The organism is Brevibacillus brevis (genome assembly GCF_022026395.1).
In the GTDB taxonomy this organism is placed as follows: domain Bacteria; phylum Bacillota; class Bacilli; order Brevibacillales; family Brevibacillaceae; genus Brevibacillus.
This window is the reverse complement of sequence record NZ_CP041767.1, coordinates 6,057,524-6,081,922: the sequence shown is the minus strand read 5'-3', so window position 1 is coordinate 6,081,922 and position 24,399 is coordinate 6,057,524. Positions and strand designations below refer to the sequence as shown.

The 24,399-nt window shown below is 46.8% G+C and carries 19 protein-coding genes and 1 pseudogene; 8 read left to right on the top strand and 12 right to left on the bottom strand.

Translation table 11 applies throughout. From position 1 onward, the window contains the following. Both FO446_RS28510 and ptsP read left to right on the top strand, forming a co-directional pair. Positions 1-261: an HPr family phosphocarrier protein gene (locus FO446_RS28510; RefSeq protein ID WP_173611688.1), complete on the top strand. Its 261-nt coding sequence runs from the start codon at positions 1-3 to the stop codon at positions 259-261. A gap of 59 nt (positions 262-320) precedes the next feature. Further along, the gene (gene ptsP, locus FO446_RS28505; protein ID WP_173611689.1) at positions 321-2,048 is read left to right on the top strand and encodes a phosphoenolpyruvate--protein phosphotransferase; all 1,728 of its coding nucleotides are present in this window, start codon (positions 321-323) and stop codon (positions 2,046-2,048) included. Between the two features lie 87 nt (positions 2,049-2,135). Here the strand turns inward: ptsP and FO446_RS28500 are convergent, their stop codons facing one another. Then, on the bottom strand, positions 2,136-5,249 hold the full coding sequence (locus tag FO446_RS28500) for a S8 family serine peptidase (RefSeq protein ID WP_330873231.1): 3,114 nt from the start codon (positions 5,247-5,249) through the stop codon (positions 2,136-2,138). Positions 5,250-5,480: 231 nt separating this feature from the next. Here FO446_RS28500 and FO446_RS28490 point away from each other — a divergent pair, with 231 nt between their 5' ends. Next, entirely contained in the window at positions 5,481-6,569 is a 1,089-nt protein-coding gene (locus tag FO446_RS28490; protein WP_237899699.1) for an ankyrin repeat domain-containing protein, read from the top strand. Positions 6,570-6,956: 387 nt separating this feature from the next. Next, positions 6,957-8,432 carry an RtcB family protein gene (locus FO446_RS28485; RefSeq protein WP_237899698.1) on the top strand — a complete coding sequence of 492 codons (1,476 nt, stop codon included), beginning with the start codon at positions 6,957-6,959 and terminating at the stop codon, positions 8,430-8,432. A gap of 198 nt (positions 8,433-8,630) precedes the next feature. Here the strand turns inward: FO446_RS28485 and FO446_RS28480 are convergent, their stop codons facing one another. The 3 genes from FO446_RS28480 to FO446_RS28470 form a co-directional block, all read right to left on the bottom strand. Then, entirely contained in the window at positions 8,631-9,518 is an 888-nt protein-coding gene (locus tag FO446_RS28480; RefSeq protein ID WP_173611693.1) for a TIGR01777 family oxidoreductase, read from the bottom strand. A gap of 85 nt (positions 9,519-9,603) precedes the next feature. After that, positions 9,604-10,242, bottom strand: a complete 639-nt coding sequence (locus FO446_RS28475) for a GNAT family N-acetyltransferase (protein ID WP_237899696.1) — start codon at positions 10,240-10,242, stop codon at positions 9,604-9,606. Then, on the bottom strand, positions 10,239-10,808 hold the full coding sequence (locus tag FO446_RS28470) for a hypothetical protein (protein WP_237899694.1): 570 nt from the start codon (positions 10,806-10,808) through the stop codon (positions 10,239-10,241). Before FO446_RS28470 ends, FO446_RS28475 begins: the two co-directional genes overlap by 4 nt. Before the next feature lie 156 nt (positions 10,809-10,964). On the opposite strand from FO446_RS28470, the gene FO446_RS28465 reads away from it, so the two are divergent. Next, positions 10,965-11,561 (top strand): TetR/AcrR family transcriptional regulator, encoded by a 597-nt coding sequence (locus FO446_RS28465; protein WP_173611696.1) that lies wholly within the window; start codon positions 10,965-10,967, stop codon positions 11,559-11,561. 52 nt (positions 11,562-11,613) lie between these two features. On the opposite strand, the gene FO446_RS28460 is transcribed toward FO446_RS28465, so the two are convergent. From FO446_RS28460 to FO446_RS28435, 6 genes are all read right to left on the bottom strand, one after another. Then, positions 11,614-12,243: a DUF1266 domain-containing protein gene (locus FO446_RS28460; RefSeq protein ID WP_221868679.1), complete on the bottom strand. Its 630-nt coding sequence runs from the start codon at positions 12,241-12,243 to the stop codon at positions 11,614-11,616. Between the two features lie 24 nt (positions 12,244-12,267). Next, the gene (locus FO446_RS28455) at positions 12,268-14,154 is read right to left on the bottom strand and encodes a tetratricopeptide repeat protein (RefSeq protein ID WP_237899693.1); all 1,887 of its coding nucleotides are present in this window, start codon (positions 14,152-14,154) and stop codon (positions 12,268-12,270) included. Between the two features lie 244 nt (positions 14,155-14,398). Next, a complete protein-coding gene (locus FO446_RS28450; protein ID WP_232773702.1) occupies positions 14,399-15,457 on the bottom strand; it encodes an LLM class flavin-dependent oxidoreductase in 1,059 nt (352 codons plus the stop codon). A 21-nt stretch (positions 15,458-15,478) separates the two neighbouring features. Continuing rightward, positions 15,479-16,420, bottom strand: a complete 942-nt coding sequence (locus tag FO446_RS28445; protein ID WP_237899692.1) for a ring-cleaving dioxygenase — start codon at positions 16,418-16,420, stop codon at positions 15,479-15,481. Positions 16,421-16,472: 52 nt separating this feature from the next. Further along, a complete protein-coding gene (locus FO446_RS28440) occupies positions 16,473-16,916 on the bottom strand; it encodes a MarR family winged helix-turn-helix transcriptional regulator (RefSeq protein WP_173611701.1) in 444 nt (147 codons plus the stop codon). A 156-nt stretch (positions 16,917-17,072) separates the two neighbouring features. Further along, positions 17,073-17,366 (bottom strand): LysR substrate-binding domain-containing protein, encoded by a 294-nt coding sequence (locus FO446_RS28435; RefSeq protein WP_237899691.1) that lies wholly within the window; start codon positions 17,364-17,366, stop codon positions 17,073-17,075. A 694-nt stretch (positions 17,367-18,060) separates the two neighbouring features. On the opposite strand from FO446_RS28435, the gene FO446_RS28425 reads away from it, so the two are divergent. Both FO446_RS28425 and FO446_RS28420 read left to right on the top strand, forming a co-directional pair. Continuing rightward, positions 18,061-19,212 carry a serine hydrolase domain-containing protein gene (locus FO446_RS28425; RefSeq protein ID WP_173611702.1) on the top strand — a complete coding sequence of 384 codons (1,152 nt, stop codon included), beginning with the start codon at positions 18,061-18,063 and terminating at the stop codon, positions 19,210-19,212. 93 nt (positions 19,213-19,305) lie between these two features. Then, positions 19,306-19,764: pseudogene (locus tag FO446_RS28420) on the top strand (Tn3 family transposase); the annotation flags it as partial. A gap of 206 nt (positions 19,765-19,970) precedes the next feature. Here the strand turns inward: FO446_RS28420 and FO446_RS28415 are convergent. Further along, on the bottom strand, positions 19,971-22,145 hold the full coding sequence (locus tag FO446_RS28415) for a serine hydrolase domain-containing protein (RefSeq protein ID WP_237899690.1): 2,175 nt from the start codon (positions 22,143-22,145) through the stop codon (positions 19,971-19,973). A gap of 261 nt (positions 22,146-22,406) precedes the next feature. On the opposite strand from FO446_RS28415, the gene FO446_RS28410 reads away from it, so the two are divergent. Beyond that, positions 22,407-24,197 (top strand): response regulator, encoded by a 1,791-nt coding sequence (locus FO446_RS28410; protein WP_237899689.1) that lies wholly within the window; start codon positions 22,407-22,409, stop codon positions 24,195-24,197. A gap of 29 nt (positions 24,198-24,226) precedes the next feature. Here the strand turns inward: FO446_RS28410 and FO446_RS28405 are convergent, their stop codons facing one another. Then, positions 24,227-24,385 (bottom strand): hypothetical protein, encoded by a 159-nt coding sequence (locus FO446_RS28405; RefSeq protein ID WP_237899688.1) that lies wholly within the window; start codon positions 24,383-24,385, stop codon positions 24,227-24,229. Between the last annotated feature and the right edge of the window lie 14 nt (positions 24,386-24,399).

Here is a 24,399-nt window from a genome sequence, read left to right as displayed (position 1 = left end):
ATGTTAACCAAAACTTTCACCATTCAAAATCCGACTGGACTGCATGCCCGTCCGGCAACGTTATTTGTACAAAAGGCTACTTCGTTTCCTTGTGAGGTAAACGTGATCAAGGGCACGAAAAAGATCAATGGCAAAAGCATCATGGGCTTGATGACACTGGGTGCAAAGATGGGGGAGCAAATCACCCTTGAAATCACTGGAGAACAGGCAGAGCAAGCAATGGAGGAGCTTGGCCAATTGCTTATGTCAGTTCACGGGTAACATGACAGGAAGCCCCCTCTGGACACCAGGGGGTGCGGCTTCGATAAGGAGCGATTGTAATGCTGCAAAAAGGGATCGCTGCAGCTCCCGGAATCGTGATTGGACGAGCTGTTGTACAAAAGGAAGAGATGGTTCGGTATGAACGACGCATTCTTGACCAAGATGAGGTGGCCGCAGAACTTGCGCGATTTCGGGAAAGTGTGAGAGCGGCAGATCTGGAGCTCGAGCAAGTCAAGAAGAAGGTCCGCCACGAGATGGGCGAAGAAGAAGCGAGAATCTTTGAAGCCCACCAGCTTTTTTTGCAGGACCCGGAGTTTATTGGTGCCATTGAGGAGAAGCTGGAACGGGAAAGAGTGAATGCGGAAGCAGCTCTGGAGGAGGTTCGTGACAGCTTTGTCGCCATTTTTGAAAGCATGGACGACGAGTATATGCGGGAGCGGGCGGCGGATTTGCGCGATGTCAGCCAGCGTCTGCTGAAGAATTTGCTCGGCATACACGATCAGTTGCAAGCTGATTTCACTGAGCCGGTGGTGCTGGTTGTACACGATCTGACGCCATCCGATACGGCACAGTTGGACAGGGAAAAGGTAAAAGGATTTGCAACGAATATAGGCGGCCGCACGTCTCACTCCGCCATCATGGCACGCACCATGGAAATCCCGGCGGTGGTAGGCATGTCGGACATTACAGAGCAGCTGCAAACCGGGGATCTGGTCATCGTCGACGGCCTTGAGGGCGAGGTACACATTCGACCGGACGAAGCTGTCGTCGCAGCCTATGAAGCCAAGCAGCAGGCCTACTGGAAACAAAAAGAGGACTGGGCTCGTCTGGTTCATGAAGAAAGTGTTACCGCCGATGGGCACCGCGTGGAATTGGCAGCCAACATCGGGAATCCGCAGGACGCCGTGCAGGCCGTTGAAAACGGCGCCGAGGGGATCGGACTGTTTCGTACTGAATTTCTCTATATGGGGCGGGAGCAGTTCCCCACGGAAGAAGAGCAGTTTGCGGCTTACAAAGCAGTAGCAGAAACCATGGGCAAGGATCGACCAGTTGTCATTCGAACATTGGACATCGGCGGGGACAAGGAGCTTTCCTACCTCGATCTGCCGAAAGAATTGAATCCGTTTCTAGGCTATCGAGCCATCCGGCTTTGCCTGGACCGCGTAGAACTGTTTAAGACGCAGTTACGCGCCTTGCTCCGGGCAAGTGTATACGGAAACATCAAGATCATGTATCCAATGATCGCCACTATAGCCGAGCTGCGTCGAGCGAACCAGATCTTGGACGAAGTGAAGGTAGAGCTGCGCAACCAAAGCATTTTGTTTAACGATCATTTGGAAGTAGGAATCATGATCGAGGTGCCAGCTGCCGCAATGATTGCAGACCAGCTCGCCAAGGAAGCCGATTTCTTCAGCATCGGGACCAATGATTTGATTCAGTATGTGATGGCAGCGGACAGGATGAACGAGCAGGTCGCCTACTTGTACGATCCGTACCATCCCGCCATTTTACGGCTGGTGAATCAGGTAATCAAGGCGGCCCATCAGGAAGGCAAATGGGTCGGCATGTGCGGAGAAATGGCCGGGGAGGAATTGGCGATCCCGATTCTGCTCGGGCTGGGACTGGATGAATTCAGCATGAGTGCCACTTCCGTTCTCCGGGCCCGCGATTTGCTGAGAAAGCTGGATTACAAGTCGCTACAGGAAACAGCTCAACACGTCCTCACCCTGGAGAGCGGCGAAGAGATCAGAGCCTTTATCAAAGAGGAAATTTTGAACAAGCTGTAATGGCCGGTATAGTTGGCAAAATGATAAGGCTCCGCCATGATGTCTGGCGGAGCCTTCATTCATCCATCTAAAAACGTTAAACCAACACTACTCTACTACCGCCTCTAATGTCACATCCACCTTCACAGTCCGCGTAACCGACTCATCTTCCTTGGAAGTAATCGTCACATACAGCGTAACTGTCTCTTCACCTTCGGCAGGCAGCTCCTTTAAAATCCCTTCATCGTCGATAAACGTCTCATCAGAGCTCTTCGTCACCTGATAAGTCACATCATCGCTTTCTTCCGGCAGGGAAAGCACTGGTTGATCGAGCTCTGTGGTGTTCGCAACCTCAAATTCAAATTGCTCCTCGGCTTCTTCCACTACCTTGGACAAGACTGCGTTTTTATCAGATGTCTTAATCATGAAGGATTTCCAAGCCTCGTATTCTTTTACAATCTGTTCACCCTTCGGCTTGTTTTGGTCAACGACTCGACCGACGAGCTTCAGCTTGTATTTGCCTGGATCAAGCTTTTTCGCTACTTGGGTACCATCGTAGTAAGTACCATCAAGATTAGAGAAGGTGATAGGGCCTGGCGCAATCAGCGCGTAATTGTTGAATACAGATGCGAGCGTACCGACGTATTTATCGTCCATGTCCCATGCCTCAACGGAGATCTGGTTCACGTCTTTGGCTTGCAGCTCGGCTTCGAGTGTGAACGAATCCTCATTGCCATCACCATCAGGCGTGATTGTCGTATCGGACAGCTTCAGGTTGTCGAAACCAAAGTTAGTATCCTCACGCTTGTCTCCCACGTGTACAGCAAACGGCAGGCGCAGGTCAGGGTTGCCTTTCGCTGTCAGCAGGACTTCCCCTTCATACACGCCGTCTTTTGCATCGGAGTCAACGGACAGGTTGAGCTCAAATGTGGTCGCATCGCCTTTTTTAGCGGAGATGGAATCATCGGAGATTTCCACATCGATGTCATCGACATCTGGCGTTTTGGAGCCTGGCTTGTACGGATCTGTCGTGACGGATGGATGCATGATCACTTTTGCATCGTAAGAAACTTCCTTTTTGGACAGGTTTTTCAGCTGGAGCGTTTTCGTGACGGTATTGCTGCCAGCCTTCAGCAAGCCAAAGGAAACATTATCCGCATAGTACGGAATGGTTTTCGGCTCAAAATCTTCGCCCAAAATGGTGAGCTGCTCTACCGTTGTCAGAACAGCAGGTGTTTTCGATGCGGCGTAGCCGTTTACGCGGCCAGCACCTTGGGAGTATACATCGTACAGTGTGCCGTCTGGGCTATAGAGCGGCTTGGAGGTGTTCGCGAGTGCTGCCTTGATATCGGCAGGTGTCCAGTCCGGATGTGCCTGTTTCAACAGCAGGGCAAGACCGGAAACGTGCGGAGCCGCCATGCTTGTACCGTTTAGACGGGCGTATGCCTTGTCGTACTTGGCGTCAGGGATCAGCTTGCTCCAAGATGGATAGCTGGACAGAACAGCTACACCTGGCGCAGCCAGATTCGGCTTGATGCTGTAATCGTCGCCCATGATCGGGCCGCGTGAGCTAAATCCGGCGATGCGGTCGCCCGGATCATTTGTGCTTGGGTAGTTTCCTGAGAACGTAAACGTCAGTGTTTTCGCTTTTTCAGGGTCAGCCAGCAGCTCTTTTGCCAGTGTCCGGCCTTCCAGACCTTTCATGTCAAAGGTAGGGATCGCTTCGATTTGGTCACCCAGGATCGTGTTGACATAGCCCTCGCGATCACGGATATCCAGGTCAGCTACGCCATCCCCGTCGGCGTCGTTACCGTTAAAGACCACGATAGCGACAGCGCCAGCTTTTCGGGCATTTTCGATTTTTTCCGTGAAGCCGAGAGTACCACGGGAAACGAGAGCGACTTTGCCTTTTACATTTGCCTTTTCAAAATCGCTGCGCGAGCCAAGGTTGGCATAGACGACTGGCAGTGGTTTGGTTCCGATGATAGAGGCGAAGTTATCCTTTCTCACCTGCCACGCCATCACAGGGAATTCGTAATTGGCTCCAAAGGACGAGGTTGCGGAGCCGTCATATTGCACGGTAGGAGAGTCTACCGCTGCAACTGTGATCGGCAGCCTCGCGCCAGAAGGGGAGCCAGCCGTGTAGAAATGTCTGCCGCGCTCATCGTCGGCTGAATTTCCCCCCGATACAACCGTAATCACACCAGACAGCACTGCGTTATTCACAGCGATGGCATCTGGGGAGTCAGAGTTCTTCTCCATAGCGGAGCCAAGCGACAGGTTAATGACATCCATGCCGTCTTTCACCGCTTTTTCGATACCGTCGATGACCTGAGCGGAGCTACCGCCTCCCCGGCCCAATACGCGGTAGACGTAGAGGTCTGCACCGTAGGCTACCCCTTTTACCTGCACGTCCGAGGTCTTGTTTTTGGCGCGTCCTACGATGGTACCGGAGACGTGAGTTCCATGGCTGGAGCCTTCATATCCTTTTCCATCGCGGTCATCCTCCACAGGGATTGGTGCTTCTTCATAAGGGTCTTTATCATTGTCGAAGGAGTCATATCCGCCTTTATAAGCATCCTTGAGATCAGGGTGCTTGTAATCGACACCGGTATCGATGACGCCGACCTTCAATCCTTTCCCTGTCAGACCTGCTTTCCACATATCGAGAACACCGATTTGTTGGAGAGGGGCTTGATCCCATTTGGTAGACGATGCTTTCTCGCTGACGGCATCAATTTCGGGAAGCTCATAATACGTATTTTGATAAATGCGTTTCACCTGTGGCAGTTCAGCCAGCTCTTCCAACTCGTCGGCTGACACCGTCACTTCCATCCCGTTGAATACATGCTCAAACTTGCGCTTTACCTTCAGTTTGACCTTGTTGTCTTTTGCCTCGTCGAGGAAGGAGGCCTGCTCGTCCTCTACTTTCGCTCGCAATGATCTAACGGAAGATTCTGAACCTTCACTATGTTTAGCTGTGATCGAAGGTTCACTTTGCAGCTCAATAATGACACTGACGTTTTTGCTAGAACTGGTGTTCAGCAGGGGGGAGATTTTCGAGACTTCGGAGCCAAGCTCTACTTCCGCGTTGGTATACTCGTTTACTTTTTCCCAATCCCGTTCGCTAAACTCCGCAGCTGCCAAGGCATTGTAAGGAAGGCCACTCAGTATGAGTGTTGCTGCAAGCGTAAGAGAAGCGAGAGTACGCATCTTCTTCATCAGACCACTCTCCTTAAAAAATATGTATAAGACGATTTGCATAAGTATTTCTCTTCTCGTAAAATTACTCCTTTTATTGGGAAAAAACTTTTTATCGAGCAGATTCGTCAAAAATAGACAAAATTTACTGTATTTTCAATCGAATAAAAGGGAATCAAGTAAATATTTGTTGTTTCTTGCCATTTTATTTTCTATATTTTTCATAAGACATAGGGCAGGAGAGGGTAATGGATGATCAAGTTGAAAGATATCGGGAGTTTCGAAGAGCTGCCAGAAATCGCGATGCATATTTATCAAGGAAATGCCCCGGCTTTGCAAGATGCGATTTCGGCTGGCTGGGATATAGAAAAGGGCATTGTGCTTAGCAAATATACGACGCTAAGCCCATTGGATCTGGCGATTTTATCAGAGAAGCTAGAAGTTGTTAAGCTGCTGGTAGAGCATGGCGTTAATCTGAATGTCAAAAATAATCCAGCTTTTTTGATGGCCGTACGTTATGGCAAGGAAGAGCTCGTTCGTTATGTGGTAGCGCAAGGCGCCAAGCTGGAGATGGTCAATCAGGTGCGCTCAAACGCTTATTCGGAGGCCTACTACGGCAACAAAAAGAACATCCCGCTCATTCAAGAGCTGGGACTGGATATAAGACTGCATGGCGGCGATGTATTGCGTAAAGCCGTGTCGGATCATGATCTTACAACCACGGCCTATTTTCTCGATCATGGAGTGGACATCAATTATAACAAACCGAATATGGTGTATCCGTACCAAGCGACCCCATTAACAGTTGCCACGCGCATGGGGAATGCCGCCATGGTCAAGTATTTGGTTGAACGTGGTGCGGACGTTATGGTAGCAGAAAGGGGTGGGGAGCGACCTTATACCATCGCGGTCAGCAATAAAGATACGGAGTTGGCTGCGTATTTGAAATCGCTGGAACCTGCCGAGCTGCATGATGTAGAGAACAAAAAGTACGAACTGCAAAAATATAAACTGACCGAAGAACTGATGAGCTTCCTTACCGGAGAAGAGCTGCATCTTGAGCTGGCGGAAAATGAGTATGACATCGCGTATATCGACTTTTTCACATTGACCGATACGATTGAAATGAAAATCGGTCGGCAAAAGCTGCTGCGCTTGTCTGCCGAAATCGACAACTACTCCCATCTTCATCTTGTGTGGAATCCGAAGAAAAAAGGAAGCATAGGCTGCTATGATGAGGAGCATAAGGAGTATGCGGACTTGTGCAGCTTTACGGAGTTCCTCGCGCAGCCGGAGGTGTACCTGATCAAGTTTATGGAAGGCGAATTAGATTCGATGTAAAAGGGAAAAATCACACGGGCCCTCGATCATTCGGGGGCTTGACAGTAAATTTTATCCAATGATAAGATCGTGAGCAAGAAACGAAAGGAGGAGGATTCCAACATGTTCGCATACGTAACCAAGCATGAAACAAAGCCATGTAGCGATAAAATCCAACTCCATAGGTATGCCTTTTACGCAATTGCGCTGTTTAAGGGTGAGCCAGCTCCGTTTCCCATAGACTGCGGATAACGCCCCTACGATAACTGAATAGCCTCAAGCGTAAAGGCTGCAATCAAGGCTGCATTTTCTCATCTCCGCATGAAGAAATGAGCTTTTAGAAGCGGCTTTTTCTATTGATAATTACAGAACATATGTTCCTGAAAAACAAACAAAGGTGGTTATACATTGAGCAACACGCCGATCAAATATTTCATCAATCCGGAAGTAAAAGTAGAAAACAATGCGGTAGAGGAGCTTCATCGACTTTTAGAGGTGAATGAAACAATTGAAACGCTGCAAAAGCATTCACCCGATTATTTTGACGATCCCAATACTGGGGTTTTGGAGGTAGCCATTACGCCCGATTTTCACAAAGGAAGCGGCATTCCTGTAGGCACGACGCTGTTTACACGCGGGTTTGTGCTGCCGCAAGCGATTGGCAACGATATTAACTGCGGAATGCGCCTATATGTCACAGATTTGTGCGAAGAACAGATTCGCATGCATTTGGATGCGATTGAACGAAATGTTCGCCATGTTTTTTTCGAAGGGGGCCGCAATATTCCCATGACGCGGCATATGCGCGAAAAAATGTTCAAGGAAGGCCTGATCGGTGTACTGGACAGCCACAAGGAAGCGAATGGCGAGGGAATTTGGCGTTATTACAACGAAAAGCAGCAGGAGCTGGATTTGAACCATGTCAATAAAATGGGGTCCTTTATCGCGGAATCGACGATTGGCCTCGATGATTTTCTCGGCCCTGCCGAGCTTTCCCGGGATGCACAAATCGGCTCCCTTGGCGGTGGCAATCATTTTTTTGAGATTCAGGTGGTCAAAAAAGTGCACCAGGGCTCTATCGCCAGTCAGTGGGGGCTGAAGGAAGGGCAAGTCGTCCTCATGATTCATACTGGGTCTGTTTCCATTGGTTATAACAGCGGTGCATGGATCAAAGAAATGCTGAAAAAGATGTACCCGACTTCCTTGAAGCATCCGGATAACGGCATGTATCCGCTGCCACTTTCGGAGCGTTTCGAACCACAGTGGAAAATGTTTTGGAGTCTCCTGCACAATGCGGCGAACTTTGCATTTGCCAATCGATTGATGCTGGGGCTGATGATGTACAAATCGATTTCCGATGTGTTGGGCGATTTTGAACACAAGCTGTTGTACGATGCGCCTCATAATTATTTGTGGGAGGAACAGCTCGAGCAGGTGGGTGGATTTTTGCATCGAAAAGGGTCGTGTACGGCAAAATCGGCCGAGCAAATGATGGGCACGCCGTTTCAGTATACGGGCGAACCTGTGTTTATCCCTGGTTCCATGGGCTCGCACAGCTTTATTTTGGCAGGGCTCGGCAATCGGGATAGCCTGTTTAGCGCAAGCCATGGAGCAGGTCGAGCGCTTTCTCGCGGCGATGCTGTGAAAGTGGACGATGACCGATTTCGCGAGTTTCTTGCTAACTTCCGCGTGATCAATCCGATTGACCCGAAGCGGGCGGATTTGCGTGGACGGAGCGATATTTTGAAGAAATGGGAAGAAGAGCTGAAAAAAGAGGCGCCGTATGCCTATAAAGATATTACTCCGGTGATTCAGTCGCATGTGGATCATGGGATGGCTGAGATTGTGGCTGAGGTGGCGCCGATTGCTACGGTGAAAGGCTAGATAAGAACCTCCGAGCATTCGGAGGCTTTTCTTCTTGTTAGGAATAAAAAAGAGACCGTTCAGAATTAAACGGTCTCTCCTAGTTCTTTACCATGAAGACATGCGTTTGCCCCATTTTGGCTACAAGATGTAGCTCGTCGATAAAGGTAACGCTCCTATTTTTTGCCTCGAGAACATAGTTCCTAGAAGGCTTGTCGGTCATTTCAAGATATCCTGCAACGTCTTATCGATATGGGCAAAACGAAACTGGTACCCTTCACGCTCCAGCCTTTCCGGAATGACCCAGCGGCTTTTTAACACCAGCTCTGTTTCCGTCCCGATCATCATGGCCCCCATTTCCAGCATCCATTTGGGAGAAGGCAGCCCGAAGCTCCGATTCATCACGCTGCGAAAATGCTGCATGAATTCACGGTTTGTGACGGGATGAGGAGAAGAACAATTGAATACGCCGCTTAGGTCCGTTCGCTCTTTCAAAAAGAGAATGATCTGGAAGATATCTTCAACATGAATCCAGCTAAAACGCTGGTTCCCAGACCCTTGTACACCCCCGAGTCCAAAGCGAACGAGATTTTTGTATGGATCGATAACCCCGCCGTTTTCCCCCAGCACGATCGCCATACGTAAGGCTACTTGTCTCGTATGCGGCAAATCAAAGGAAAAGAAGGCAGCTTCCCATTGCTTGGCGACATCAACGGAAAAGCCTGTCCCAATCTCCCCGCTCTCTTCCGTCATGGGACGATCCTCCGCATGCCTATAAATGGTGGCTGTACTGGAATTGAGCCAGAGCGAAGGCGGGTTTTTGCAAGCCAAAACAGCATTGCCAAGTATGTGAGTGGTCTCTGTCCGGGATTTCAGGATTTCAGCCTTGTTCTTCTCATGATAACGACAGTTGACGGATTTGCCCGCCAGGTTGATGAGCAGCTCGGAATCTTCCAAAGCTTCCACGATTTTTGCGTGATTGTCCCATGTTATATGAGGGGAAGTTCTTGCGATGATCAAGACTTCGTAGCCAAGTTGATTGAATTTGTCTGCCAGATACTTGCCGATAAAGCCAGTGCCGCCGGCTAGGATCACTTTCTTTTTCATAAGCTCAACTCGCTTCCATCGATGTACATATTTCTTACAATAATTGTAACATAATGCGAAGTGGCGGCAGCATGTATCCGTCATTCTATCGATTTTTTTGATAGACCATACAATACACAGGGACATCATCGATTTTGGTGCGTTCTTGTAACGTAAATCCGAGCTTTTGATACAAACCCACATTCTCTTCCTTTTCCGTATCCAGTGCGATTCCCTGCGATTCGTGGTCCTCCTTTATGGTTTGAAACAGGTGTTGCATTAGGGTTTTGCCGACTCCCTTGCCCTGAGTCTCCGGTTTTACGCCAATCATAATGAGGTAGTGATGCTTCCAGGGAGGAGCGGCAGAACGTGTGATGCGCATATAGGAATTAAGGAGTATCAGCGTTTTTCCAGAAAGTTGAAATACTAACGGGATCAATCTACCGATTAACAGGAATCCCCCTTTTATATTCGAATGCTTGTTTGTTTGTGGCTTCTCGACGACGTAAGTGCCGAGCAAGCTGTCTTCGTTAAAAATGCCCCACACTTCCTCGTGAAATAGAAAGCTTTTATCAAACAGAAAAGACAGAAAAGCTGTAATGCTTTTTCTTGCTGTATGATCGAGCTCTGAATCCCCAAATACATGCAGAAAGAAAGGATCACGCGAAAATGCCCTGCTCATAAGGGATACGAATGCGGGTTTATCTGACTTTGTGAGTTTGGAAAGGCGGTAGGATGTCTTCATTTTTCTTTACCTGTGTCGTCGATTACTTTCCCATAATGATTGACAGCAAAGCTAAATAACACTTTTACCATAAAGAATAAGCAGGTGATCAACAGAAACGGATGCATGCCCGGCAGCAATGGTATCCAGCCAAGACCAACAGACAGGAGAATGCCTGCGACAAACAGCTGCGAACGATGCCTAAAAAGTGCATTCACAACAAAAGCTCCTACAATCGTATAAGCCCATACCCCTATGGAATACGCGAGGTTTTGCTGTAAGAGAAGGGCAACCAGGATGATATGGACGTGAATGGCGATGAAGACGAGGCGATTTTTTTTACGTGCGGCATAAAAATTGCTGGTTGAGATCGTAAAATTCGCTAGGCAGCCAGAAAATATATCGAATACAAGCAATAATGCAAGCGTGCTACGCCAAATGGACAAGCTCTTTGTGAGTTCAGGGAATCGCAAATAGAGAGCAGTGGTCAGGACTCCGCCGAACAGCAGGATAGCTGCGATCGAGCCAATGCTCTGCTTTTCACCGAAGACGTCATGCAAAAAAGATGGAATCCGTATTTGTTTCATGATAAATTCACTCCTATCCCTTAAAATATGTAGTAAATATACTCATTTACTACAAAATCATTATAACTATCGAAGTCAGTTCATTTCAATCGTTTTGTAGTGAATTCGTTGAATTGCTCTAAATCCTGAGCTACACTACAAAAAGAGGTGGAGAAGATGAACGGATTCGAACGACGAAAACAGAACAAAATCGATCAAATATACAGCGCCGCTTTTCAATTGTTCTCTAAGCATGGCTTTCAAAAAGTCAGCGTAAATGAAATTGCGCAGAACGCGAAGGTTTCTCCGGCGACCATTTATAACTACTTTGGGACAAAAGAACAGCTCTACGCGGACATGCTAATGAATTGGATGGACAAGCAGTTAGAGCAGTACGAGAGAATTCTCGATTCGGGGAGTTCTTTTCCTGAAAAGACAAAGGACATCATGCTGTTGGAAGCCAAGAATTTGCATACCCTCACGGACGAGCTTCAGAACGCCCCCTTTTCTGAACTCAGTGGTTTGCTGCAACGAATCGAAAGCGAATACGAGCAAAAAATCAGGCATTTTTTTACGAGGTTTGTCGCGCTAGGGAAGCAGGAAGGTTATATTCAGCGTGATTTGACAGAAGAAATGATGATGATGTACTTCACGATGTACAAAAATGAGCTGGGACGCCATTGGGAAGCGTCGAATCGTGATCGAGTAACGCTGAGTATGGAGCAATGGGTGGATATGTTTTTCTTTGGTTTGGTTGGACAGAAGCAGAAGTAGGACGAAAGTAAAAAAGCTCTTACCCAAAAATTGGGGAGAGCTTCTTCTTTCATCAGAGATCGTAAAAGTCTGTATGCCAATCCGTTTTTACAATTGTGCTGTGCTTAGAAACAAAGTGGCGGGTAAATTCCCACTCATATTCGCGCAGGTAATCCAGCGATGTCTGTGCAGTCATAAATTGATAGCCGGCGATATATCCCGTAAAAAACTCGCCCCAATTGTTATAGGCTTGTTGTGTTTGTCGGACTGCTTGTAGCTGAAACTGTCTCGCTTCTTCTTTGCTGATATAGCCGTAGTCCCCTTTCCCACGACTTAAAAAGGAAGCCCAGGTATAATCATAGGCGGCGATCCCTTCCGCCGGGAGCCTACGCATATAGAATTGAACAACCTTCGCCTTGGCGATGCGTTCCTGATCTGATTCCAAGGAGTCGATATATTCCTTTCGCCCTGATTCCGACAAGGCAGTCATGAAATGGTGAAGCCGGGCAAACTCTTTGCGCTCCCCTTCTTGCAGCATCCACGTTAATCTAGCTCTCTGGCTTGCTGCGTCCTTCATGCCCCATTTGGTGTAGTTATCCTTTACATCGATTAAACGAGTGCCTGATCCAATTGTAATGGCTGCATGCATGCTGTAAGTAAATAAAGTAAATTGCTTTTCCTTCTTACTGGTAAAGATGAACATGTGCGAAAGTTCACTCCTTGTTTTTCAGAATCGAGTGAGGAGGTATATCTTGTACAGGGAACGAAAGAAGACGCGATACAAGAGCAGCAGAATGATCCCATAGAAAACAGCGGAAAACGGTGGCCACGAGAGCTTATGCTGCTTCGCATCGATCAGATGATCTGTTACGAGATAGTTGGCATCGTATGTAGACGTAAGGCCTGGCTGCTGTAGAATCTCCTCTGCGTCATCCAGTACTTTTTTTGGCATTTCTTGTATGTTCCCCAGCTCGATCTCAAGCGTTTTGGTTTCATTCATCTTTACCGCTTGTTCTGCTGTAGCCAAGAGTATGACCGGTGCGCCGTCCAAGTGGCCAATGTACACCCAGGCTGAGGGGGCAATATTAGGGCCTTTTTTGGCGACCGACATGTACGATTCATACGTAATGGTGCTGTTTCCGTCTGCATCCGTTTGTTGATACTGAAAAATCCCGAGAGGATGAGCATCCGTTATCTTGGTAGTGATGAATTGGTTGGGCTCCATTCGGTCGAATTCGTATGCAGATGTGATGTGGATAGGTCCATTCACAACATGCTTAACGTAGGAGATGGGTCCCAATCCCGTATGATCCTCAAACGCCTCTGAGAAAAGAGAATGGAAAAGCACGATGAGAGCAAGGATCACCGTTGTAAAGATTACTTGAAAACGAAGAGCTTGCTTCGTTTGCGTGTGCAAGCCTTTTCGTTCTCCCAGCTCAGCAATCAGCGGTTGCAAGGCCAGCTCCCGATCTTTTGCTGGCAGAGTCTTCGCCTGCTTCACCATGTCTGCACGAAGCTGCGTGAGCATGATTAGCGCCTGATAATCTTCTGGATTAGCTGCCAATAACTGCTGAAAGGTGGCTTTGGCCAAAGCGGCGTCACCCAGCTCCAATTGACATTTTCCAAGCAGGCTGAGTGCTTCTGCGTGACTTGGGACCTGAGATAAAATGTATTCACATTCATTCCGAGCCTCTGTGAAGTGCTGATGATTGTACCAGATATAGGCCCGGGCCACGTAGTTGTCGATAGCGTCAGGCTGAAGGCTGATGATGCGGGAAAAAGCGTCAATCGCGCCATCCATGTCGCCGATGCGCTGGCAATACTCCCCCAGCAGTCGAAGCAAATCAGGATCATCGGCAAATAAAGCAATAGCCGCGTGGAGTGAACGGTCGGCCAGCTCCAATTGATTTTCTTTCAATGCTTGATAAGCTGCATCGCGATAAGACAAAAACAAATCACGATCGATATCGGTTGCTTGGAGCAAAGTGTCAAAACGCAATCCGGGCTCGTCTAGCTGTTTTCGATAATAAGTACAAAATTCTTCTGAGTGGTCGTCCATATAGTAAGGTTTTTCAATGAGTTCTCGCCAATGAAAGCATTCCTCCAGCTTCACCCACACGCTTTTTGGCAAATGATGATGCACTTCTAAAAAATCAAACAGGCGCTCACGTACGAGTCGGCTCTGTTGGATATCCCAAACCAGGTCAGAATGGAGCAGCCTCGTCCAGTTTTCGGGATTGATTCTGGAGGGAAAGTCGTCGTACAAAGCTTGTACCTGCTCTATAAAAGCGTCGATTGAGTCCACCTGATCATCACTGTCAAGTTGCTCGTGAACGTCGTCTATGTGCAACACGCGCTGAACAGTCAGCGTGGGAACCTCTTCGTCTACTTCCTCTTCCTCTGGTGTAGAAGGATCGACCGGAATTGGCTCCATCCGCAGTTTTCCCTGGCCCTGCTTTGCCATTTTAATAGCAAGATCGTATGCTTCTCGCAGTTGTTGGTAGCCCCCCGGATCATCTTCCGGGTGATGCAGCTTTAGCTTTTTCGCATAGGCTTTTTTAATCGTCGAAATATCTTCGGTAGGATCAATGTCCAGTATCCTCCAAATATTCACAAGTCGTCACGCCACCTTTTTATGTGTGATTCATCTGTTGTTTCATGATTATAATCCACTGAGGATAATTTTAACTATCATGGAAAAATAAAAAAGACGCAGACCTTCTTTCCTGGTGAGAAGAAGATCGGCGCCTTGGAAGCTTTCAATCAGCAGGCTGTGTCAACAACAGAGCTGCATTGTATTTGGTATCTTTAATTTGAGATAACTGTCATTGAAGACGACGATTTTCATAGGCTTTTTGTTACGATTTGGTTGTATGCTTTTTCACTTCAGGCAAGATTTTCGTTGCGATCAGTTCAATGTTTTTCGCAATTTTATCAAAAGGCACGCCGCCAAAATCGATTTGCGCCATGAAGCGTTGTTGTCCGTACATTTCGTATTGGTAAAGCATTTTTTCGATGATGGCGTCAGGGCTGCCTACCATTAACGCATCACGATAATCGACAGACTGTGCAAACTGTTGCTTCGGATAGCCACCGCCACGCAATGCGATAAACCCACCATTTAGATGCGGATAGAACTCGCGAAGCGCATCCGAAGTTTTGTCGGCTGTATAAAACAAACTCGTTGTCGCTACCGGCAGAGTCGCTGTGTCAAAACCATTTTGCTTCGCAGCCTCCCGGTAAGCATCGACGGAACCTTTGAAGTTGATGGCTGGACCTCCGAGTGTGGTCAGCATCATAGGCACGCCAGCTTGACCAGCTTTAATCGCGCTGGCAGGTGGCCCCCCTACTGCACGCCAGATGGGAAGACGTCCTTGTAAAGGCTGCGGCAGGATCGTAGCGTTTTGTAGCGGTGCACGGAACTGCCCTTCCCAGGTCACGCGATCCTCATTATTTAGCTTGAGAAGAAGGTCCATCTTCTCTTCAAACAATTCCTCATAGTCACGCACATCGTAGCCGAGGAGGCTATATGCTCCTACTCGGGAACCGCGTCCGGCAACAATTTCTGCCCGACCATTGGAGATCAGATCCAAGGTAGCGAAATCCTCGTACACGCGGACCGGATCAGAGGTGCTTAATACAGTGGCGGAGCTAGCGATTTTAATGTTTTTCGTAGCTTGTGCGATCGCTCCCAGAATGACGGTATGTGCTTGTGTCGTAAAATACGTCTGGTGGCTTTCGCCGACAGCGAATACATCAAGCCCTGCTTCATCTGCCAGCTTACTTGCCTCAATTAATTCCTTGATGCGCTGTTCAGGAGAAATCTTGGAGCCGGTGTGTGGATTCGGGACATGGTCGCCAATCGAATACAAACCGAATTCAAGCCCCTTTTTGGTATCGATACGATATTGCTCCATGTTGATTCACTCCTTTTACTTTTAGTCTATAGGTGTCAATTTCGCTTCAATTTCTGCACGGCGTTCTTCGAGGAATGGAGGTAAGTCCAAAGCTTTTCCGAGCTCCTCGACGGTGGAATCTACTGTGAAGCCAGGACCGTCTGTTGCGATTTCGAACAAAATGCCGTTTGACTCACGGAAATACAAGCTTTTGAAGTAGAATCGATCCACGATCCCTGTTGAGCGGAAACCGCGTTTTCGTACGGCGTCATCCCAGTATTGCAGCTCTTCATCGTTTTTCACGCGAATTGCCAAGTGATGAACACTTCCTCGACCCGGTTTTTCAGGGGCCCCCTCTTCTTGCTTGATGACGATTTCTCCGAATGATTTCCCAGGGACGGATTGATAAATGGCTTCATGTTCCGAGCGTGATACTTCGGTATAACCGAATGTGTCTGTCAACAGATTGGCTAATTTGTCCAAGGAGCGGACGGTAATCTCGACCGTGCCGATACCCAAGATGAGATGCTTTTCTTCGACCACGGATTCGTCCCATGGAGCCCAATTCGCTGGAACTCCTTCGCCGTTGTTATTGATCAGGATTAGTCGCAGTCCTTCCGGGTCTTCAAAATGCAAAGCATCGCGGCCTGCGTACTTGGTAATCTCGCCATGGTGAACATTCAGTTGCTCAAAGCGCTTTTTCCAAAAGGTCAAGCTCTCCAGTGACGGAACGAGCAGTCCGATTCGAGTGATCGCGTTCGTGCCGCGCACGGTTTTTCCTACCATCGGCATTTCAAAAAACGACAACTCTGTTCCGGCGCTGCCTGTCAAATCTCCGTAAAACAGGTGATACATCGACGGGTCGTCCTGGTTGACGGTTTTTTTCACTCTGCGCAGTCCCAATACGTTTTTGTAAAAGTGATTATTCGTTGGAGCATGCTTGGTTAACATAGATACATGGTGATGGCCTGGAATGGTGTACATGGCAGTTTCCTCCTTGTTTAACTTGACTAATCAAGTGAGTGTGCAAAAAAAATTACACAGGTGGTAATTCTTTTTTTTGGCTATTCTTATGAACACGTGTCATCAAGGCGTAAAGTGTTTTTTGTTCTTCTTCACTTAGTACCTCATCGAAGAATGACGACTGAAACGCTAGTTGTTCAGGAAAGGCTTGTTCCAGAACAGCTTGCCCTTTTTCGGTAAGGCTGATCGTTTTTGTTTTCCAATCCTGCTTGCGTACAATGTAGCCCTCTTTTTCAAGTCTGACGAGCATCCGAGAAATACCACCCTGTGTAACGGTTACCTTCTCAGCTAACTCCGACTGGGTGAGAGGCTGGTAGACGCTAATTTGCATCAGGACATCGAATTGTGCTGTTGTTAAGTCGAAGCGTTTGAGAAACTCATTTGATAGCTGGTTGCTCTGGGTGGTAAACCGCATCAAGCGTAACCAGATTAATGAACCTATGGTGTTATTACGCATGTTAGTTTGCCTCCCTTCGCTGAGCTTATTATCACTTTACTACTCAAGTGATAAAAAAGCAAGCAATCTCGTTTGTCTGAAAAAAAGAGATAAAAAGTAGGCTGTTATCCAGGAAAGGATGACAGCCCTGTTTTCTAGCTGGAACGAAAGTGTAGACTAAACCGTCTTTTTCAACGTTTCAATCAATGTTTTCAGGTGAGGAAGATTCCGATTTTTCACCTGGTAGGCCAGATACAAATCGTTATGAACCGTGTAGGGCGGGTACATGATCTTTACTTTGTTTCTGGACAAATGGTCATCCAGCATGAACGTGGGCAACAGGCTGATGCCAGCGCCATGCTCGATTGCCATCAGCACACTGTGCAAATCCGGTACGACGTGTGTCGGATGCGTTTGTGAGCGTTTTTGGAAATGCTCGCGCCAAAAACGGCGGATGATCGGCAAATCCAAATCATAGCTGATCCATGGCTGGGAGCATAACTGCGCTTCATCATGACCAGTAGGCTCATAACCGGGGCTGATCCACGGGCTACTGAATGAGCGAACTGCATTTCTTCCGATGTGGGTGTATATATTTCATGGAGTTCTTTTGAAGTAGGGTTTCTTTTAAATCGCGGGTAGGCAGTACGTTCAATAGATGCCATGTGTTCCTCTCCTCATAGGATCTATCTGATTTTCATATTCCTTTACACGTCGATAAAAGGTATTGGATTTTAGGTTAAGGCGCTTCATACATTCGGTGGCTGTGATTGATCCGGACTTCCATTCCCCATACAACTGAATGAACTCTGCATTAATCTTGTGCTTACGTCGTCCGAATTTCACTCCGTTATTTTTGGCGACTTCTATTCCTTCCGCCCGCCTGCCGTTGCTTATTTTTTTTCGTTCCTGTTCGGCTACGTAAGAAAGAAGGCTTAAAAATTGATCCTCCATTAACTTTCTGTGATTTTCTTCCATTCTCTAGTGATACCATCATAATCCCGTCCTAATCGGGCGATAAGCTGTCATATGACAGTAAAAACGCATCATGGTGACATAATGGCATCTTGGCAGTATGACAATTACTTTGCAATACTCGGGGAGACAAATCGCTTCGCAACGAATGAATGAATAATACGATTCTTTAATCAAAAGGAGAAACGAAATGAACAAAATTTCTATGCTCACTGTATCGACAATGATTACCGCGACTCTATTACTGCCATTACAAGGAACTGGTTTTGCAAAGCAGGCGGATCCCCTCGTTACTACTTACAGTCAAGATTCGCAGACCAAAGCCAAGCAACTTATCGATGAAGCTGCTAACCATCAAAATATACCGGGCATAATTGTAGCTTCCTCAAACAAAGGATCAAAATGGGCATATGCTTCCGGTGAAGCAAGCATTTACGGTACTGATCCGGTTAAGACGAACTTTACTTTCCGGATCGGTAGTCTAACAAAGACGTTTACTGCAATGGTCGTTCTTCAGCTTGTTGATGAACAAAAACTGAGCCTGGATGACACGATAGAAAAATGGCTGCCTGATGTTGTTAAGGGTACTGAATATGAAGGGGATCATATCACGATTCGGCAACTATTAAACCAAACAAGCGGTATTCCTGACTATTCAGAACACAAGGATATTCTCGATAAATTACTCCCAAACCCGTTACATTCCTTTACTGCTGACGAATTAGTTCGTACTGGACTGAACATGAAGGCGACCTCTAAGCCTGGAGAGAAATGGGTTTATTCCAATACGAATACGGTACTGGCAGGGATGATTATTAAGAAGGCTACTGGAGAAACATACGGGGAACATATTAGGAAACGTTTCATAGCTCCCCTTAACCTAACGAGCACTTATGTACCCGACGACTACTCGTTTATTCCAGGTGAACATGCACGAGGATACTTCGTACTCGACGGTCAATTCATAGACAGAACCGAAATGAATCCCTCTTGGGCAGATGCTGCGGGATCTATGATCTCCACAGCGGATGATATGAATACATTCTTCAGTGCTATACTTAGTGGCAAGCTATTAAAACCAGCTACTTTAGATCAGATGTTAACTGGGGTTGAAACTCCAGTAGGTGAATACGGCTTGGGGATCCTTGGAACAAAGCTGACGAATGGTATTACGATTTGGGGGCATGGCGGCAACTGTCCAGGATTCGCAACGTTCACAGGTGGAACTCGCGGCGGGGATTATGTACAAACCCTTAATATCAATGCGATGCCTTCTGAAATTAATACGTTGACTCTTTCCAAAAGCATTGCCGAGCAACTCATTGGCTCTTCATCACATTAAGAACACCAGCAAGCTGGCACTGGAAATTTCCTATTCCGGTGCCAGCTTGCTGCCATCTCGGAGCCCAAACATCCCAAACATATGCGAAGTTTAGTTACACCCCATATGCTCTCATTTGTAAACCGCCGACATGTAACTGCCCAGAAGATCGATGCAGCCATACGTGACATTCTGAATCAATACAATACACTAAGCCTGCCTAAACTATGGGGAGACGGGAAGACAGCTGCTAAAGACGGAACGAAGTTCGATTTGTACGAAGAAAATTTGTTATCTGAATATCATATTCGTTATGGTGGGTATGGCGGAATTACTTATCATCATATTTCAGATACCTACATTGCTTTATTTAGTCATTTCATTCCCTGCGGAGTATGGGAAGCTGTCTACATAATAGATGGCCTACTAAAGAACAAATCAGACGGGGGAGATGGCGTGATCGCTGAGAATGATCCAGAAGAACAGGAAAAACGCATCAAGTACAACGATCTTGTAGCGAATGCAGTCATCTTTCAGAATGTTATAGATATCACCCTGATTTTACGGGACTTGATTTAATTGATGGGGTCATACTATATTGCCTCCTGTATTTTTTGATTGGGATACAGTTGCTATTCTAAGGTCGAGTTATCGATAAAACAAATTATGTTTTAATAGCGTATACATAAATAAATTTATCGATATAATTGAAAAGGAAAAAGGCTTATTGCTCTTGGAGTTCCCAAGGCAAAAGCCTTCTATCATTTTTCCATTTTAACTTAACGACTAAATTCCTTTTCGAACATGGCTTGGTTAGTGACGACAGGTTCTGGACCGACCGCATTGATGTTCGTCACCAAAATATCCTTCCCGCCTAAGGTACCACCCGCTAACGTTTCAAACCCATGAATGCCGCCTCCATGAACCCAATAGGTCTTTCCGTTCGGCAGTGTCACCCCAAAAATCCCCAATCCATATTTGCCAAAAGGCGATTCCACACCTGTTGTCATCTGCTTCATCATCTCGTCATTTAATAATTTCCCACCCAAAAGCGCACTAAAAAAGGTGGTCAAATCTTTCCCTGTCGAAATCATTTCCCCCGCAGCATTCGCGAATGAAGGATTATACTCTGTGAAATCAAACAGTTTCCCTGCCCGATTCATGCTATAGCCTGTGGCATGCTGGCCCGGGATTTTTGGATTACTACCACTAAAGGATGTATTTGTCATCTGAAGCGGGTCGAGGATCCGTTTCTTCATCTGCACATCGTACGTTTCTCCTGTCACCTTTTGAATAACAAGACCAGCCAGTACGGTATTTGTATTCGAATAGTCAAAGCCAGCCCCTGGTTGAAATACTGGCGGCTTAGCCAGTCCCATACGTACAAGGTCATCAACGGTATATTGAGGGAATGAGGTAGCGTACCGCATGTCTGTATTCGTATAGCTTGCAATCCCGCTCGTTTGGTTCAATAACATACGAATCGTGATTTTGTTACCATCATACCCATTACCCTTTACCACACCTGGGAGCCATTTTTCTACCGAGTCTTCCAGATTCAGCTTTTTCTCCTGAGCCAACTGTAAGACAAGGGTAGCAACAAACGCCTTTGTGACACTGCCAATACGGAAAGTAAAGTCTGGTTCCATCGGATTTTTATGATCGAGGTTGGCTACACCCGCTGCATAAGACCAGTATTCTCCGTTTCTTAACCCAGCGGCAATTATTCCAGGGACTCCCTCGACTTTTGCTTTCTGATCAATGAAGTCCTTCATTTCTTCCCCATGTTTTTGAGCTGCTTGATCCGGGGTGGATGGTTGCTTGGCTTGTCCCGAGAATTCAGTCATCTGGATGTTCTCCATATGAGAAACAGTATCTCCTAATGCATTGATACTCATCGCGATCACGTGCTCGCCGTCTTTTGTTCCACCTGCGAAGTTGGTGAATCCAGGAATACCGCCTTGATGGCCCCATATGGTAGTGCCATTCGGCAATGTTACTTCCTGAATACCGAGTCCGAATTTTCCGTGTGGATTAGAAACAGTGGTTAACATTTCTTTCTGCTTCTCAGGTGTTAACAATTTTCCACTCAATAAAGCGCTAAAGAACGTTGTTAAATCCTTCGTAGTCGAGATCATAGCCCCTGCTGCGTCTGCAAACGAAGGGTTAAGGTCAGTTATATCCATTAATGTACCGGCATTGTTAAAGTATCCATTCGGACTGTTTTTCGGAATGGATTGAGAGTTTTCCGGGAAAAACGTTTCTGTTAGTTGAAGCGGCTCAATCACTCGTTTCTTGATTTGTTCGGCAACCGTTTCTCCTGTGACCTTTTGGATAATGAGTTTCATCAGCACTGTATTCGTATTCGAATAGCCACCTGTGGTCGGTGTTTGCTTTAATGCGCGAGAAATGAGTTGTTCAGCTGTAAACGTTTGAGTGGAGTTCTGGATTATACTTTCCTTGAGTTCATCATCTAAGTAGTCTGCCACTCCACTCGAATGATTTAATAACTGACGAATCGTAATTTTGTTACCATCATATCCGTTTCCTTGGACGACACCTGGCAGCCATTTTTCCAACGAGTCATCGAGGCTTAGCTTCTTTTCCTCAGCTAGTTGCAGGGTCACTACACCGACGAACGATTTCGTTATACTCCCGATTCGAAATGAAAAGTCGGCTTCCATCGGTTTCTTACTTTCTATATTCGCTTCGCCGGAAGCATACGACCAGAAATCATTTCCCTTCTTTACTGCAAAGAGGATACCTGGAATGTTTTCGCTGGCAGCAGCTTTATCAATCGCTTCTTTTATTTTGGCATGATCCGTTTTCTTTTGTTGCGTGATTGCTTGGTCCACACTTGCTTCCGCACAACCGTAAGTAGGAAGTATCAGTGTCCCTATTAATAGTGCAGATAACGTAAGGGACGCTCCTTTTTGCATAGGGAATGGTTTCATTTCTCATCGCTCCTGTAAGTTGATTTGTGTTGCCTTTACACATCCACCTTATTCTCAGGGCTGTAAAATCACATAGTGACAATACCGTTCGATCTATGTATGACATCGTGCTAACCGATCATATTTACGGCATGATAGAATGTCATAAAGGCTATATGACACGGCGCATTTTGCTTGACGAATCGGGAATTGGTGAGGCATGATGAGTCAGAAACATTCGGGAAATTCCTTACCATTCAAACGAGCAGGAGTACATGACAAATGTTATCTATGATAAAAAAATGGTTCTGGTACAATTGGGTGATTTTTGCCTTGCGAACGATTTGGCTAGGTATCTTCGTCATCGCAGATATTATGTATCCGGCAATGATAGCCGTTCCGTTCGGAGTCATCATCCTAATTGCTTTTTTGGTTTATGCCATTCCATTGATCGTTCAATATAGAAAAAAAGATTGGTATCTAGCAGTCGAAGTCGTAATGACAGGCTTTTTTTATCTATTTGTGGCCTTTGTAGCACCTGGATGGACTTGGCCTTTCGTTTTACTAGTAATCATTATTGGTGTGGCCAGTAGTCGCAGAACGTATATGTGGACGGGCATCTCTAGTGGGATTATTTTTCCGGTTTTGAACGGGTTGATTACCAATCGTCTCCCGTACGAGTTCATGTTTAGTTGCAGCTTTGGTTTTGCGATGGGGATGGCATTTAGTATATTAATTGAGTCTCATAAGCAAGGCCGTATCATTCAAGAACAGAAGCAATTATTGGAGCAGCATATTAAGCAAATCGAGGAGCTGACACTGATCGAGGAACGTAATCGGTTGTCACATGAGTTACATGACACGATTGGCCATTCGCTAACCTCTCTGATTGTTGGCGTTGAGTCGCTCCGATCCTCGGTTCCTGATTCACAGGTCGAACGAGTTGATAAACTTGTCTCCATAGCACAGGGCAGCCTGGATGATATCAGAAAGCATTTGCATCAGCTCTCTCATGCTCATGCTCGGTTCAACCAGTCGTTAAGTGAGTCACTCCTGGAACTGACGGAAGAATTTATGAAGTCAACAGGTGTAACGGTCAACTTCCGTGTGATCGGCAGTGAGACGCTCGTTATGCAAAAAATGAGCATTTCTTTATATCGTTGCCTGCAAGAATTGCTTACAAATGCGGTTCGTCACGGCCAAGCAAGTGTGATAGCTGTTGATCTGTATTTCGAAAGTCAGCAACTCCGTTTACAAATCGAAGATAATGGCAACGGACTAGAATCCAGCGAATTCGGCTTAGAACTAAAGGGAATAAAAGAACGGCTTGAGCAACAGCAAGGTACGCTGTCCGTTCATTCACAATCAGGGCAAGGGACCGTTGTCATTTGTAATGTTCCCATACAGGCAGAAGCTGGACAGGGAAGTATCCGTCTGCTTATTGTTGATGATCAGGTGATGATTGCCGACAGCTTACAGCAAATCTTAAGCCAGCAGGACAACTTTATCGTTGTGGGTACAGCAAGTGATGGGCGAGAAGCATTGGAACAGTGTGAGCGACACCAGCCGGATATCGTGTTAATGGACGTGCACATGCAAGGGATGAACGGACTGGAGACCTTCCTTCAAATGAAAGAACGCTGGCCGAACATGAAGATTGTGGTCATGACAACGTTCGAGGATTCGGTACAGGCAGCATCAGCGTTGGAGCACGGGGCGGAAGGATATATGCTGAAGTCTACTCGTCCAAAAGAGATGATGGAAGCGCTGAAGCTCATCTATAGCGGGGGAACGTGGCTTGATCAGTCGATCGCTACACGCGTATTTGAAGAGATGAAGCGCCAACGTGAGCAATTAGAGAAGTACAGCCCGAATGATCCGTATGGATTGACGAAACGGGAAAGGGAGATTTTACAGCTTTTAACGGATGGGCTTCGCTACAAATCAATTGCCACCAAGCTATATTTATCGGAGGGAACGGTACGGAATTACTGTTCCACTCTTTACTCGAAGCTCGGTGTCAGCAACCGGGAAGAAGCAATTGAACTGGCACGAACCGAGAGTATCCTATAGATGACAAAAAGACGGGAGAAATCCCGTCTTTACTCTTCCGGCGTTCGGTCGAGGAACAGCCGCGTTACCTTTGTGTAATCCCCTTTTTCCACTTCTTTTTCCGTCGCCTTTACTTCCAAAGGATCATGACCGTACATGCTTGGCGCTACTGTGGGCTCGTGCTCGGCAGAACCTCGCTTTTTCTCCATGATTCACCACTCCT

What these genes read in the sequence shown, in the direction of transcription:
- FO446_RS28510 (WP_173611688.1), top strand. Translation starts at nt 1, where the DNA reads ATGTTAACCAAAACTTTCACCATTCAAAATCCGACTGGACTGCATGCC.
- ptsP (WP_173611689.1), top strand. Translation starts at nt 321, where the DNA reads ATGCTGCAAAAAGGGATCGCTGCAGCTCCCGGAATCGTGATTGGACGA.
- FO446_RS28500 (WP_330873231.1), bottom strand. Translation starts at nt 5,249, where the DNA reads ATGAAGAAGATGCGTACTCTCGCTTCTCTTACGCTTGCAGCAACACTC.
- FO446_RS28490 (WP_237899699.1), top strand. Translation starts at nt 5,481, where the DNA reads ATGATCAAGTTGAAAGATATCGGGAGTTTCGAAGAGCTGCCAGAAATC.
- FO446_RS28480 (WP_173611693.1), bottom strand. Translation starts at nt 9,518, where the DNA reads ATGAAAAAGAAAGTGATCCTAGCCGGCGGCACTGGCTTTATCGGCAAG.
- FO446_RS28475 (WP_237899696.1), bottom strand. Translation starts at nt 10,242, where the DNA reads ATGAAGACATCCTACCGCCTTTCCAAACTCACAAAGTCAGATAAACCC.
- FO446_RS28470 (WP_237899694.1), bottom strand. Translation starts at nt 10,808, where the DNA reads ATGAAACAAATACGGATTCCATCTTTTTTGCATGACGTCTTCGGTGAA.
- FO446_RS28465 (WP_173611696.1), top strand. Translation starts at nt 10,965, where the DNA reads ATGAACGGATTCGAACGACGAAAACAGAACAAAATCGATCAAATATAC.
- FO446_RS28460 (WP_221868679.1), bottom strand. Translation starts at nt 12,243, where the DNA reads ATGTTCATCTTTACCAGTAAGAAGGAAAAGCAATTTACTTTATTTACT.
- FO446_RS28450 (WP_232773702.1), bottom strand. Translation starts at nt 15,457, where the DNA reads ATGGAGCAATATCGTATCGATACCAAAAAGGGGCTTGAATTCGGTTTG.
- FO446_RS28445 (WP_237899692.1), bottom strand. Translation starts at nt 16,420, where the DNA reads ATGTACACCATTCCAGGCCATCACCATGTATCTATGTTAACCAAGCAT.
- FO446_RS28440 (WP_173611701.1), bottom strand. Translation starts at nt 16,916, where the DNA reads ATGCGTAATAACACCATAGGTTCATTAATCTGGTTACGCTTGATGCGG.
- FO446_RS28425 (WP_173611702.1), top strand. Translation starts at nt 18,061, where the DNA reads ATGAACAAAATTTCTATGCTCACTGTATCGACAATGATTACCGCGACT.
- FO446_RS28415 (WP_237899690.1), bottom strand. Translation starts at nt 22,145, where the DNA reads ATGAAACCATTCCCTATGCAAAAAGGAGCGTCCCTTACGTTATCTGCA.
- FO446_RS28410 (WP_237899689.1), top strand. Translation starts at nt 22,407, where the DNA reads ATGTTATCTATGATAAAAAAATGGTTCTGGTACAATTGGGTGATTTTT.
- FO446_RS28405 (WP_237899688.1), bottom strand. Translation starts at nt 24,385, where the DNA reads ATGGAGAAAAAGCGAGGTTCTGCCGAGCACGAGCCCACAGTAGCGCCA.